The organism is Burkholderia sp. AU45251 (genome assembly GCF_030482905.1).
GTDB lineage: Bacteria > Pseudomonadota > Gammaproteobacteria > Burkholderiales > Burkholderiaceae > Burkholderia > Burkholderia aenigmatica.
Map to the genome: position 1 here is coordinate 231,766 of NZ_JAUJQH010000010.1, position 13,831 is coordinate 245,596.

The 13,831-nt window shown below is 67.4% G+C and carries 11 protein-coding genes; 8 read left to right on the forward strand and 3 right to left on the reverse strand.

What is annotated here, in order from left to right; translation table 11 throughout:
* Positions 1-52: 52 nt before the first annotated feature.
* From QZM67_RS21270 to QZM67_RS21285, 4 genes are all read left to right on the forward strand, one after another.
* Entirely contained in the window at positions 53-1,585 is a 1,533-nt protein-coding gene (locus tag QZM67_RS21270; protein ID WP_175023070.1) for an amino acid permease, read from the forward strand.
* A 284-nt stretch (positions 1,586-1,869) separates the two neighbouring features.
* A complete protein-coding gene (locus tag QZM67_RS21275; protein WP_301806408.1) occupies positions 1,870-3,282 on the forward strand; it encodes a TolC family protein in 1,413 nt (470 codons plus the stop codon).
* Positions 3,283-3,391: 109 nt separating this feature from the next.
* Positions 3,392-4,381 (forward strand): efflux RND transporter periplasmic adaptor subunit, encoded by a 990-nt coding sequence (locus tag QZM67_RS21280; protein WP_301806411.1) that lies wholly within the window; start codon positions 3,392-3,394, stop codon positions 4,379-4,381.
* Positions 4,378-7,443, forward strand: a complete 3,066-nt coding sequence (locus QZM67_RS21285) for an efflux RND transporter permease subunit (protein WP_043177639.1) — start codon at positions 4,378-4,380, stop codon at positions 7,441-7,443. Before QZM67_RS21280 ends, QZM67_RS21285 begins: the two co-directional genes overlap by 4 nt.
* A 22-nt stretch (positions 7,444-7,465) precedes the next feature.
* On the opposite strand, the gene QZM67_RS21290 is transcribed toward QZM67_RS21285, so the two are convergent.
* Positions 7,466-8,380: a LysR family transcriptional regulator gene (locus tag QZM67_RS21290; protein ID WP_301806416.1), complete on the reverse strand. Its 915-nt coding sequence runs from the start codon at positions 8,378-8,380 to the stop codon at positions 7,466-7,468.
* Between the two features lie 214 nt (positions 8,381-8,594).
* Between QZM67_RS21290 and QZM67_RS21295 the strand changes: the two genes are divergently transcribed.
* Together QZM67_RS21295 and QZM67_RS21300 are read left to right on the forward strand one after the other, a co-directional pair.
* The gene (locus tag QZM67_RS21295) at positions 8,595-9,980 is read left to right on the forward strand and encodes an MFS transporter (protein WP_301806418.1); all 1,386 of its coding nucleotides are present in this window, start codon (positions 8,595-8,597) and stop codon (positions 9,978-9,980) included.
* Between the two features lie 15 nt (positions 9,981-9,995).
* A complete protein-coding gene (locus QZM67_RS21300; RefSeq protein WP_301806421.1) occupies positions 9,996-10,394 on the forward strand; it encodes a DUF4440 domain-containing protein in 399 nt (132 codons plus the stop codon).
* Between the two features lie 49 nt (positions 10,395-10,443).
* Here the strand turns inward: QZM67_RS21300 and QZM67_RS21305 are convergent, their stop codons facing one another.
* Both QZM67_RS21305 and QZM67_RS21310 read right to left on the reverse strand, forming a co-directional pair.
* Positions 10,444-11,169, reverse strand: coding sequence for a glutathione S-transferase (locus QZM67_RS21305; RefSeq protein WP_301806424.1), 726 nt, complete (start codon positions 11,167-11,169; stop codon positions 10,444-10,446).
* A gap of 128 nt (positions 11,170-11,297) precedes the next feature.
* Positions 11,298-11,621 carry a cupin domain-containing protein gene (locus QZM67_RS21310; RefSeq protein WP_301806427.1) on the reverse strand — a complete coding sequence of 108 codons (324 nt, stop codon included), beginning with the start codon at positions 11,619-11,621 and terminating at the stop codon, positions 11,298-11,300.
* A 394-nt stretch (positions 11,622-12,015) separates the two neighbouring features.
* On the opposite strand from QZM67_RS21310, the gene QZM67_RS21315 reads away from it, so the two are divergent.
* Both QZM67_RS21315 and QZM67_RS21320 read left to right on the forward strand, forming a co-directional pair.
* Positions 12,016-12,837 (forward strand): hypothetical protein, encoded by an 822-nt coding sequence (locus QZM67_RS21315; RefSeq protein ID WP_301806430.1) that lies wholly within the window; start codon positions 12,016-12,018, stop codon positions 12,835-12,837.
* 30 nt (positions 12,838-12,867) lie between these two features.
* On the forward strand, positions 12,868-13,629 hold the full coding sequence (locus tag QZM67_RS21320; protein ID WP_301806433.1) for a Tat pathway signal protein: 762 nt from the start codon (positions 12,868-12,870) through the stop codon (positions 13,627-13,629).
* The last annotated feature ends 202 nt before the right edge of the window (positions 13,630-13,831 follow it).

The window sequence follows — 13,831 nt, forward strand, 5'->3', positions numbered from 1 at the left end:
ATTCGCATTCCGAATCAAATCGCCCGCCCCGAATCCAATCAGGGTGAACACTATGGATGCTTTGCAAGCGGCAGCGGAGACGGCCGCGCCGTCCGGAACGACGCTGAAGCGTCGTCTGCAGGGCCGCCACATCGCGATGATCGCGATCGGCGGCTCGATCGGCACGGGGCTGTTCGTCGCATCGGGGGCGTCGGTCGCGCAGGCGGGGCCGGGCGGCGCGATCGCCGCGTATATCGCGATCGGGCTGATGGTGTACTTCGTCGTCACGGGCCTCGGCGAGATGGCCGCGCTGATGCCGGTATCGGGCTCGTTTGCGATCTACGGCGAGAAGTACGTCGACGAAGGCTTCGGCGTCGCGCTCGGCTGGACCTACTGGTACAGCTGGGCCGTGACGATCGCGATCGAGCTGGTCGCCGCGCAGATCGTGATGCGCTACTGGTTTCCGACCATACCTGGCATCTGGTGGGGCGCGGGCTTTCTCGTGCTGATCTTCCTGCTGAATACGCTGTCGGTGCGTGGCTTCGGCGAATCGGAATACTGGTTCTCGTTGATCAAGGTCGTCACCGTGGTCGCGTTCATCGCGGCCGGGCTGCTGATCGCCGCCGGCCTGATCGGGAACGGGCATCCGGTCGGCCTGCGCAACTTCACGACCGGCGACGCGCCGTTCGTCGGCGGCGTGCACGCGATGATGAGCGTCGCGCTGATCGCGGGCTTCTCGTTTCTCGGCACCGAACTGGTCGGGATCACGGCCGGCGAATCGGAGAATCCGCGCCAGACGATCCCGCGCGCGGTGAAGCAGATCTTCTGGCGGATCATGCTGTTCTACGTGTTCGCGATCTTCGTGATCGGCCTGCTCGTGCCGTACACGGATCCGAACCTGTTGAAGAGCGACGTGACCGACATCGGCGTGAGTCCGTTCACGCTGGTGTTCAGCCATGCGGGTTTCCGGCTCGCGGCCGGCGCGATGAATCTCGTGATCCTGACGGCCGTGCTGTCGGCCGGCAATTCCGGCACCTACGCGGCGACGCGGATGCTGTACAACCTCGCCGCGGAAGGGCGCGCGCCCGCGATGTTCGCGACGCTGTCGCCGGGCGGCGTGCCGCGCAACGCGCTGTACGCGACGATGGCCGTCGGCGGGCTGTGCTTCCTCACGTCGTTGACCAACAACCAGAGCATCTATCTGTGGCTGCTGAATACGGTCGGCATCACGGGCTTCATCGCGTGGCTCGGCATCGCGGTGTGCCATTACCGGTTCCGCAAGGGCTTCCTGAAGCAGGGCTACCGGCTCGATCAACTGCCGTACCGCGCGAAATGGTTCCCGTTCGGGCCGCTGTTCGCGATCGCGATCTGCATCGTGATCTCGCTCGGGCAGGACTATCAGGCGTTCTTCGCGGCCCGCATCGACTGGATGGAAGTGCTGTCGATCTACGTGTGGATTCCGCTGTTCGTCGCGATCTGGTGGGCGTATCGCCGCGCGCGCAAGAGCCGGCTCGTGCGCTACGAGGAGATGGACATCGGGCCGTGGCTGACGCGTTCGGTCGAGGCGGTCGATGCAGGGGCGAGCCGGCCCGGGCGCGGCAACTGAGCGATGGCACGTACGCTGCCGGGCGATCGAAGCGCTCGCCCGGCATCTCGCGTGCCCGGGGTACATCGCTTTCTGTCGATTCCCTTTCGACTGGCGCTCGGTGCGGGTGCGTGACACTTTCATGTCGCGTTCGTCCATCGCGCGCCACCCGCGCAATCCTTTCGCAGCCCGTTCGGCGGCTGCTTAATCGGCCCTTAAGCAAGCGGTCGGGATAATGGCGTCGCGTTTGCCTCGACCTGTCGCGGACGCGTCCATTCTCACGTTCATCCGCTCAGGAGCGATCGTTGTCCCGCTCTCCGCTTGCTTCGTCGTCGTTCTCCGCTTGCTGTTTGCGTGCGGCGCTTGCCGGTGCCGTGTCGTGTGCCGTCGTGCTCGGCGGCTGCACGGCATACCAGCCGCGACCGTTGACCCCGCACGCGACACTGACCACCACCGACGCGCTGAACCGGATTCGCATCGATCCGGCGGCCATGCCGCTGCCGGAACTGGCTGCGCATCGCTTCGATCCATCCGATGGCTTCGACATCGAGGAAATCGCGATGCTCGCGGTCGCGAACAATCCCGACCTGAAGCTTGCGCGCGACGATCTCGGGATTGCACAAGCGCAGGCGTTTTCCGCGGGCCTGCTGCCCGATCCGCAACTGTCGGTGTCGAGCGATTTCCCGGGCGCGGCCGGTCTCGAGCGCGCGTTCAACTACGGCCTGAGCATGGACGTGATGGCGATCGTCACGCGCAATGCGAACAAGCGGTCCGCCGACGCGACTGTGCGCAAGACCGATCTTGGTCTGCTGTGGCAGGAGTGGCAGGTCGTCGCGCAGGCGAAGCAGCTGTACACGAAGGCGCGCTACGAGGACGCGACGTTGCCGCTGCTCGCGCAGGCGCGCGCGCTCAATACGGCGCGCTACGAGCGGATCGCGCATGCGCGGCAGGCGGGCAATGTGACGGATGACGTCGTCAGCGTCGCGTCGACTGCCTGCAGCGATGCGCGCAAGCAATACGACGACATGGTGCGTGCACGCGAGCAGACGCACCACGACCTGAACGCGCTGCTCGGGCTCGCACCGGACGTCGAACTGCGACTGACCGGCTCCGACCGGGCGGTGCCGCTGACCGATGCGACGCTCGACGCCGCAGTGGCCGCGCTGCCGCAGCGGCGGCCCGACCTGATCGCGCTGCAGGCCGGCTACGACGCGCAGGAGCAGAAATATCGCGCCGCGATCCTGAACCAGTTTCCGAGCCTGAATGTCGGCTTCAATCGGGCACGCGACACGTCGGGCATTTATACGACCGGCTTTCAGATTGCGCTGAGCCTGCCGATCTTCAATCGCAACCGCGGCAACGTCGCGATCGAGCAGGCAACCCGCCAGCGGCTGGGCGACGAATACCAGTCGCGGCTGAACGTCGCCTATGCCGATATCGCGCACCTGCGTGCCGATTCCCGTCTCGCGACGGAGCAGCTTGCGCAGGACGAGGCTGCGCTGCCCGCGCTCGAACGGGCCACCGAGCATGCCGGGCACGCGTACGCCGCGCACGATATCGCGCTCGGCCAGTACACCGACGCGCAGCTTGTCGCGCTGACGAAGCGGATCGACGTGGCGACGCAGCGCGATGCGCTCGCCGAGCAACGCATCGGCCTGCAGGCGTTGCTCGGCAGTGCCGTCCCCGATGCCTTTTCCACCGACTCCCCCCAGCGTTGACTTCATGCCAGCAGTCCTGAATTGCCTTACACGCCGCCGCGCGGCAGCATTCGCCGTCGCGCTTTCCGCGCTTGCGCCGTGCGCCGGGCCTGCGAGTGCCGATGAACCCGTGACCGCCTCGGTTGAAGCCGTGCGCGTGCAGCGTGCGCCGATCTCGCAGCAAGTGCGTGCGTACGGCATTGTCGCCGCGTCGTCGGCGAGCGTGATGTCGGTGAACCTGCCGTACACCGCGCGTCTGCGCAAGGTCCTCGTGCTGCCCGGCCAGACGGTCGCGCGCGGCACGCCACTCGTCGTCGTGCAGGCCGATCCCGCCGCGGTGCTGGCCGCATCGCAGGCGGCGAGTGCATTGACGTTGGCGCGCGGCGAACTCGCGCGTACGCGCTCGCTGTACGACGACGGTCTCGCGACGCAGTCGCAGCTGGCCGCCGCGCAGAAAGCGCTCGACGATGCGCAGCAGGGGCTGGCCGCGCAGCGGCAGATGGGCGTGCATGGCGGCGACGTGACGATCGCGGCGCCGGCCGCGGGCGTCGTGTCGCAGCTGTCGGCGCTGCCCGGCGACCAGTTGCAGGCCGGCGCGACGATCGCGCAGCTTGCTGCGACCACCGGCGCGTCGAGCCACCAGGCGAATGTCACGCTCGGCGTCGATCCGTCGTCGGCCGCGTCGATTCATGCGGGTGACGCCGTCGTGCTGCACGGGTTGTCGACCGCGCTGGAACACGCGAATCCGGCGGGGCAGGTCGTCGTCGCGGGCGCGTCGATCGATCCGCAGAGCCAGCTCGTGAACGTCGGCGCGAACGTGCCGCTCGGCGGCACCGCGTTCATTCCCGGGACGCGCGTGAGCGCCGATATCGCGACGCAGACCGGCACGTGGTGGGTGGTGCCGCGCTCGGCGGTACTGCGCGATGCAAAGGGCGCGTACGTGTTCCAGGTGACGCCGAAGCAGGCGGCACGTCGCGTCGATGTCGCGGTGCGCGTCGAAAGCGGCGACCGTTACGGCGTGGACGGCCCGCTGAATGCGGCCGAGCCGCTCGTCGTGACCGGCAACTACGAACTGCAGGACGGGATGGCCGTGCGTCTTGCCGGAGGCGTGCATCGATGAACTTCGGGCAATGGATGCAGCGGCACCGGCGCTCGCTGCTGTTCGTCGTCGCGCTGCTCGCGATTGCCGGTGCGCTGACGGCGTTCCGGCTGCCGATCTCGCTGTTTCCGAACGTGTCGTTCCCGCGCGCCGTCGTGTCGCTCGACGCCGGCGACCGGCCGGCCGAGCAGATGGCCACACTCGTGACCATGCCGGTTGAAGAGGCGCTGCGGCGCGTGCCGAACGTGCGCGACGTCGAATCGAAAACGAGCCGCGGTTCGGCCGAGATCTCGCTGAACTTCGACTGGGGCACCGACATGGCGCAGGCGACGCTGCAGGCGCAGTCGGCGATCGCCGAGATCCTGCCGTCGCTGCCGGCCGGCACGACGATGCAGGTGAAGCGGATGGATCCGACCGTGTTCCCGGTGCTCGCCTACAGCCTCACGTCGTCGCGGCAGTCGCTGTCCGAACTGCGCGATCTCGCGCAGTTCCAGTTGCGGCCGCTGCTGTCGTCGGTCGACGGCGTGGCACGTGTCGAGGTGACGGGCGGCGCGCAGGACGAACTGCAGGTCGCGATCGATCCCGCGCGGCTTGCCGCGTACAAGCTGTCGGTGGAGGACGTGTCGAAGGCGATCGGCGCCGGCAACGTGTTGATGGCAACCGGGCGCATCGAGGATCACTACAAGCTATATCTCGTCGTTGCCGATACGACGATCACGTCGCTCGATACGCTGCGCAACGCGGTCGTCGCGTCGTCGGGCGGCAACCAGGTGCGCGTGGGCGACGTCGCGACGGTGTCGCGCGGCACGGTCCCGCAATGGATCCGCGTGACAGCGGACGGACAGGATGCGGTGCTCGTCAACGTGTTCCAGCAGCCGGGCGCGAACAGTGTGGCGATGGCCGCGGCGATCCGCGCGAAGCTCGCCGATTTCCGCAAGCAGATGCCGTCGGGTGTCCGTCTCGCGAACTGGTACGACCAGAGCCAGCTCGTGATCGCATCCGCATCGAGCGTGCGCGACGCGATCCTGATCGGCGTCGTGCTGGCCGCGTTCACGCTGTTCGTATTCCTGCGCAACTGGAAGGTCACCGCGATCGCGGTCGCCCTGGTGCCGATCGTGATGAGCACGACGATCCTGCTGCTCGACGTGTTCGGAATGGGCTTCAACATCATGACGCTCGGCGGGATGGCGGCGGCCGTCGGGCTCGTGATCGACGACGCGATCGTGATGATCGAGCACATCGCGCGACGCATGCGCGAGGCGGGCGCTCACGCATTTCACGGCCGCGTGATGAGCGCGGCGCTCGAATTCACGCGGCCGCTCGCCGGGTCGTCGGCCGCGACGCTGATCATTTTCGTGCCGCTCGCGTTCCTGTCGGGCGTGACCGGTGCGTTCTTCAAGGCGCTGTCGATCACGATGGCGAGCGCGCTGTTCATTTCGTTCATCGTGAGCTGGCTCGCGATCCCGATCCTGTGCGATCACTGGCTGACGCCGGCCGATGCGGCGGAGCATCGCGAGTCGCGTTTCGCCCACTGGCTGAACACACGTTATGCGACGCTCGTCGAGCGCGTCAGCCGCCAGCCCTGGCTGGCATTCGCGGGCGTGGTGCCGCTGCTGGTCGTGGCCGCGTTCGCGTTCACGCGCGTCGGCAGCGGGTTCATGCCGTCGATGGACGAGGGCGGCTTCGTGCTCGACTACCATACGGCGCCCGGTACCTCGATCACCGAGACCGATCGCCTGATGCGCGAGGTGGAAACGATCATTCGCGAGAACCCGAACGTCGCGACGTATTCGCGCCGGACGGGCGCGGGCCTCGGCGGCGATCTCAACGAACCGAACAAGGGAGACTTCTTCGTTCGCCTGAAATCGGGGTCGCGCGAGCCGATCGATACCGTGATGGAAGAGATCCGTTCGAAGGTCGAGACGAACGTGCCCGGCGTGAATATCGAACTCGCGCAATTGATGGAGGATTTGATCGGCGACCTGACCGCGGTGCCGCAACCCGTGCAGATCAAGATTTATTCGGACGATCCGAATGTGCTCGAAGCAACCGCGCGACGTGTGGCGGCGCGCATCGGGAAGATTCAGGGCATCGTCGACGTCGACGACGGCATCAACCCGGCGGGCGATGCGCTCGACCTGCATATCCGGCCCGACGCGGCGGCCGCCGAAGGGATGGATCCGCAGTCGATCGCGCAGCAGGTGTCGGACTTGCTGGAGGGAAGCGTCGCGACGCAGTATCAGCAAGGTCCGAAGACGGTCGGCGTGCGCGTGCGGGTGGCGGACGCGATGCGGATGAACGGCACGGGGCTGGGCGCGTTGCAGATCCGCGCGCCGGACGGGCACCTGTTTCCGCTCGACCGCGTGACCGACCGTATCACCATCAGCGGTCAGCCGGAGATCAGCCGCGACAACCTGAAGCGGATGGTGTCCGTCACCGCGCGGATCGACGGTCGCGATCTCGGTTCGACGATCGCGGACGTGCAGCGCGCGCTCGGCGACGCGAACCTGTTGCCGCCGGGCGTCTATTACGAACTGGGCGGTCTGTATCAGCAACAGCAGATCGCCTTCCGCGGGCTCATCGCGGTGTTCGGCGCGGCCGTTGCGCTCGTGTTCGCGCTGCTGCTGTTCCTCTACGAGCGATTCCGCGTGGCGCTCGCCGTGATGGCGATGCCGCTGTGTGCGACCGGTGCCGTGTTCGTCGGGCTGTGGGTGACCGGCATCGAGCTGAACATCTCCGCCATGATGGGGATGACGATGATCGTCGGCATCGTGACGGAGGTGGCGATCTTCTACGTGTCGGAATTCCAGGGGCTCGTGCGCGACGAAGGCATGGCGCCGGATGTGGCGCTGCTGGCGGCCGGCCGCAACCGGTTGCGGCCGATTGCGATGACGACGATCGCAGCGATCCTGGCCTTGCTGCCGCTCGCGTTTGCACTCGGGCAGGGTTCGGCGATGCAGCAGCCGCTTGCGGTCGCGATCATTTCGGGGTTGATCGTGCAGTTGCCGCTCGTGCTGCTCGTGCTGCCGGCGCTGCTGCGCGTGTTGCTGTCGGGGCGGCGCCCGGGTAGGGCGCAAGGGTAGGGCCGCGCGCACGCACGTTGCGTCAGTCCGCTCGCGCAAGTCGCGCCTTCATGAAATCCACCCACGCGCGCACTTTCTGCGGGACGTGCCGCGTCGCGACGTATAGCGCGTAGACGTTCTGCTGCGGAAACCGGTACGCGGGCAGCGCGTCGACCAGCGTGCCGCTTTCGAGATCGTCGCGTACCAGCCATTCGGGCAGCAGCGCGACGCCGCTGCCCTGGCGCGCCAGTTCGCTCAATACCGATGCGTTGTCGACGACGATGCGAGGCTTCTGGGCCGGTCGAAACGCATGTCCGTTGCCCGCGCGGTCGGTGAGCATCCATTCGGCGATCCGCTCGAGCCGGCTGTGGCCGAGCTGCGGCAAGCGGGCCAGGTCGTCGGGCGACGTCGGGTGCGGCAGCCCGGCTTTCGCGGGCAGACCGGGTGCCATCACGGCGAGCACATCGTAGGTGGCGAGGCAGACACCGCGATAGGGCAGGTCGCGAAAGTGCTCGTTGCGTCCGAGCCGGATCGCGACGTCGAAGCGGTCGCGCACGAGATCGGCCTGGGACGTATGCGTTTCGAGCCGCACGCGCAACGCGGGATGTTGCGCGGTGAACGCATGCAGCATCGGGGCGAGGACGCGCGCCGCGTACTCGACCGTCGACGTCACGCGCAGGATGCCGTGCATGCCGCCATGCTCGCCGCGCACCTCGTCGATCGCGCCTTCGGCTTCTTCGAGCACGCGCAGGCAGCGCTGGTAGAAGCGCTCGCCGGCGTCGGTCAGCTCGACACGCCGGGTTGTCCGCGTGAGCAGCGTGACGCCGAGCTCCGCTTCGAGCTGCTTGATGTTGAAACTGACGGCCGCCCGCGCCTGGTTCAGCGCGGTGGCGGCGGCCGTGAACGACCCGGCCTCGACCACGGCACGGAAGACGGCGAAACGATCGAGGCTCACCATGGTTGGGGCGTGGGTCCTGTCTATGCGTTGGATCGCTCGAAGGGTACCCGAATGTGCGGCCGCGCGCGGCGCGCGGTGCGTGGCCGCGGCTGCGCGGGGTTGCCGGGGCGTGATCCGATTGTCAAAAAAATTCGACGGAACCGGTCGAATCCGGCCGCTTACCGATGAGCCGGCCGGCCTCTACACTGCGGCGTTTCGTGATGTTGCCGCCGCCATGACCTACCGTTCCAGAATCGCCGCCGTCTACCTGCTCGGCTTCGCGATCGATCTCGCGAACATGTTCATGCTGAACGCCGCGTATCCGGCGCTGCAGCGCGAACTGCACGCGTCGGTCGCGCAGCTTGCGTGGGTCGGCAACGCGTACGTGCTCGGCCTGACCGTCGTGATCCCGTTCGGCACGTGGCTCGCGCGCCGCTGCGGCGAGCGGCGCGTGTTCGCTGCATCGCTGCTGCTGTTCGGGTTCGGCAGCGCCGGCGTCGGCGCATCGCCGTCGATTGGGGTGCTGCTCGCGTGGCGGCTGGTTCAGGGGCTTGGCGGCGGGCTGCTGATTCCGGTCGGGCAGACGATGGCCTATCGCGCGTATCCGCCGCAGGCGCGGGCGCGGCTCACGTCGGTCGTGATGATGGTCGCGCTGCTCGTGCCCGCGTTGTCGCCTGCGATCGGCGGTGCCATTGTCGATCGCGGGTCGTGGCGCGCGATCTTCTTCGCGATGTTGCCGATCGCGGCCGCGACCGGCGCGCTCGCGTTCGTGTGGCTGCCGCGCGACGGCGCGCGCGACCGGCCGCCGCGGCTCGACTGGCCGGGGCTCGGCCTGAGTGCGGCAACGCTCGTCGCGTTGCTGCTCGGGCTGACTGCAGCGGGGCAGCCCGGCGGCGCGGCATTCCCGCTCGCGATGCTGGCCGTCGCGCTCGCGGCAGGCGCCGGCTATGCGGCGCATGCGCGTCGGGCCGTGTCGCCGGTGGTCGACCTGCGCCTGCTCGCGCAGCCGCTGCTGCGGATCGGCGTGGTGGTCTATCTGTGCGTGCCGGGCATCTTTACGGGCGTCAACCTCGTTGCGTCGCTCTATCTGCAGAACGCGCTCGGATTGAGCGCCGCGCATGCCGGCGCGCTGATGCTGCCGTGGGCGATCGCGGCGTGCTTCGCGATCGCGACGACGCGCCGCTGCTTTCCGCGCCACGGCGCGAAGCCGTTGTTCGCGTGCGGCATCGCGATCGACTGTGTCGGCATCGCACTGCTCGCGACGCCGTGGGCCGGCGTCGAAGCCGTGCGCATCGCCGCATTCGTGGCGATGGGGTTCGGCGCGAGCCTGTGCACGAGCACGTCGCAAAGCGCGGCGTTCGTCGATGTGCCGGCCGACCGGATGGGCGACGCGAGCGCGCTGTGGAACATCAACCGCCAGTTGAGCTTTTGCATCGGCGTGGCCGTGCTCGGCAGCGCACTCAATGTGTTGCTGGCGTTCGACGCGGGCGGCCCGTCGCTCGCGCCGTACCGCTGGTGCTTCGGGCTGGCGGTCGCGCTGACCTTGCTGCCGCTCGGTCTGATCGCGCGGCTTCCTGCGCACGCTGCGCCGGCCGCACAACCCGTTTCATCCCACTCCTGAGAACCTGAGAGCCTTATGTCTTTGCCGAATCCATATTTCAAGGAAGTCGTCGATACCGTTGTCGACATCGAGTGCTGGTTGTCCGGCCGTGCTGCACCCGAGCGGCTCGCGGCGCTGATGGCGCGTTTTTCGCCGGGATTTTCGATGATCGCGATGTCGGGTGCGGTGCTCGATTACGCGGGCGTCGATGCGCTGTTTTCAAACGGGCACGGCGCGCGTCCCGGGCTGGCGATCGAGATCGACGAGTTGCGCGGGCTGGCCGTATGGTCCGACGGCGCGACGATCGGCTATCGCGAAACGCAGACCGATGCGGAGGGGCGGCGCACGGTGCGGCGTTCGACGGCCGTATTCCGGCGCGAGGCGGACGGCCTGATCGTGTGGCGCCATCTGCACGAGACAGCGGTCGCCGCGTGAGGAGGGCGTCCGCCGCCGTGCACGAAGCGGTGCGGACGCCGGGCCGGCGTTACTTGTCCAGCTCCGGATAGTGCCGGAAGATGCCCATGTCGTTGAACGGGATACGGCGTTCCGACTCGAGATAGTGCGCGACGGGCGGATGCAGTGCGACGCGGTCGTGCAGCGCGACCAGCGCCGCGATCTTGCGCTCCGCGCGCTTCATCGCTTTCGGAAACGCGTAGCGCAGGCCCTCGATCAACTGGAACATCGACAGGTCCGCATAGCTGAGTGCGTTGCCGGCGAGGTAGCCGCTCTGGTGCGGATTCTGGTCGAGTACGCGCTCGAAGTAACCGAGGAATTTCGGCAGCCGGCTTTCCAGGAAATCGGCTGCGCGCTCGGCGGCTTCCGCCTGCTGATCCTCGTAGTAGAGGCCGCTTGCAATCGGGTGATGCGTGTCGTGGATCTCGGTGACGAAATCGGCGACGGTCAACTGAAGCTGGTGCACCCACAGCCGGCCGGCTTCGTCGTCGGGCGCGAGCCCGAGCCGCGCGCCGAGAAACAGCAGGATGTTCGCGGTCTGCCCGATGACAACGTCGCCAGCTTTCAGGAACGGCGGCGCGAACGGCACGCATTCCGCCTTCGTGCTGTCCATCATGCGCATCATCGCCGGCACGCCCATGCCGCGCCCCGATTCGCGCGCGACGTCGACATAGTCGGCTTCGGTCGCTTCGAGCGCGAGCCGCACATATTCGCCTCGGCCCTGGATCTCGGGCCAGTAATACAGTTCGTATCGCATGCTGTTTTCCCGTTCGTTGAACCGGCTGCCACAGGCATCGTGACGACCGGGCGGCCGCGTGTCGCGCGCCGCCCGCTGCGAATAGACAGTCTAGGCGATCGCCGGAAAAGTGCCGCGCGCATCGCGCGCTACGCGTCGCGCTCGCCGCCCTCGGGGCCGTAGAAGAACACCCAGGTCGAGAAGTCGTCGGAGAAGCCGACGAAGCGGTGCTCGGCGTGTGCGGGGACGAACAGCACGTCACCGGCCGCGACCTCGCATGTGCGATCGTCGATGACGAAGCGGGACGTGCCGGTGGCGATCGCGTAAACCTCGTCGCGCGTATGCGGCTTCTGCTTGTCCTCGATGCGCGGCCGGTACAGCTCGACCTCGAGCGTGCCGTGGTGGAACAGTGTCGTGAACAGCGTGCCTGCTTCGTCGAGGCGGGCGAGTGATTGGTTCAGGCCGAGCTTCATTCTGATGTGCTCCGGGTCTGGATCGTGGGGATCGGGCCATGTGCGTCGTGCCATCGTAGCGCGAAATGCCGGGGGCGTCGTACGGCGCGCGTGGAACGCAAGATCGCCACCGGTGGAACGAATCAAGCGTGAGCTCGCCATATGTGAAACGCGGGCGTCCATCCGCGAAACGACGACGCGATTGCGCGGATTCGATCGTGAGCTTCACCGCAATTTAATAAACGCCGACTACGATCCGGCCTCGTCAATCTACAAAAGCGCAGCGAATCGATTCGCGCTGCAGCACTGCCGTCAGTCGCTCACCTGCGCGACACGTCCGATTGCCATTTCCCGTGACCGTGAATGCGACGCCGAGGCATCTCGTCGACGCCATTCGCATCATTTCGTATTTCTTATGAAACTGAATCCGCTGGCTTCTTCACGCAGAAAATTCCTGGCCGCCGCGCCGGCCGTCGCGGCGGTGCCGCTGCTGAGCGCGTGCGGCGGCGACGACGTTACGTCGGCGCCCGTTACCGACGCGGCGCTGGCCGCACAGATGTCCGCGAAGCTGAATACGCAGCTCGGCGACGCGGCGACGGTCAACGCGATCGTGCCGGCGCTGACCGACGTCGGATTTACTTGGGACTTGCCGACGTTCCCGGCGGCCCAGGTCGGCGCGATCGTCGCGTACAGCTTCGGCAATCGCCCGAACGCGGCGAGCGGCAACACGTCGAGCACCGGCGGCAACCAATCCGCGCTGCCCGACCCGGGGCCCGTCAACGAAGCGCTCGCGGATGCCGTGTATCGCATCCGCCAGCTGAAGCCGGTGAAGGTGTACGCGCAGTGGGAGATCGCGCGCTTTCTCGTATCGAAGTACGGGATGGGCACCGACGTGCTGTCGTCTATCGAGCCGGTGATCGCGAGTGACGGCTCGATCGTGTACCTCAGCACGGCCGGCGTGGCCGCCGAGGCCGTGTCGCGCGCAGGCGGCGCAGCCGCGATGGGCAGCGTCGCGGTGGTCGGTCATCGGGATCACGCGAAGCGCTGCATCCAGACGTCGCAGCAGGCGGGCATGAAGGCGGCCGCGGTTGCGGAGGTGTCGTTGCCGACGCTTTACGACCCGCTGTCTGGCCAGCCGTGGACGCGCAACCGCAGCCTGTACCTCGTACACGACATATATGCGCAGATGCTCGGCCGCGCGATCGGCGCGACGATGCAGGCGTTCCCGAAGGGCTGACGCACTTTTTTTCTCCCGATTCCAATGACCATGCAGACCCGACGCCATTTCCTCGCCTCCGCCTCCGCACTTGCCGCGGCTGGGGCCGCCAGCACGCCCGCCTTTGCGAGCGACGCGCCTGTTTCAGACGCCGAACTGCAACGCCAGATGCTCGGCAAGCTGACGAACGAGCTGAACGACCGCGCAGTCGCCACCGACGAGACCGGCTACCTGTTCAATACGTTTTTCTCGTGGACGCCGCCGACCGTCCAGAACACGGCCATCAACACGATTGCCGCATTCAGCTTCGGCGGTCGCGCCGCGGCGTCGTCCGGTGCCGCGCCAGTGCCGGGCCCCGTGAACGAGGCGATTGCCGACGCCGTGTTCCTGCTGCGCCAGAAGGTTGCCGTGCGGATCTTCGCGCAGCAGGAGGTCGCGAGCGTGCTCGCGTCGAAATACGGGCTGACGGCCGGCGTGACGTCGATCGCGACCCCGGCCCTGGCCGCCGGCAGCCCGATCCCGACGCCCGACGGTGTTGCTGCCGCGATCGTCAAGCAGGCCGGCTCGGCCTCGGCACTCGGCAACGTCGGTGTCGTCACCCATTCGGATCAGGCGTCGATTGCCGTGCGCGTGTCGAATGCTGTGGGGATGCAGGCCGCAGTGCCGGCGGGGCTGACGCTGCCGTCGCTCTACGATGCGTCCGCGCAGATGCCGGCATTGCGGCGCCGTGATCTGTACCTGCTGAGCAACGTCGGCGTGCAGCTCGGCATGCTGCGGCTCGACCTGATCAACCGCGAATACCCGAACGGCTGAAGCCGCCGGACGTTCGCTGAACCTTTCCCGTTCATCAACTTCTTCAGTTCCGGAATCGTCATGTCCTTTCGTTTTTGGATGCGTGCCACGCTGGTGGCCGCGCTCGGATCGCTCGTCGCGCTGATTGTCACCGCGTGCGGATCGTCGTCGATGCAGGCGAGCGGCCAGCAGCAGATTCGCCACGTGTTCGTGATCACGCTCG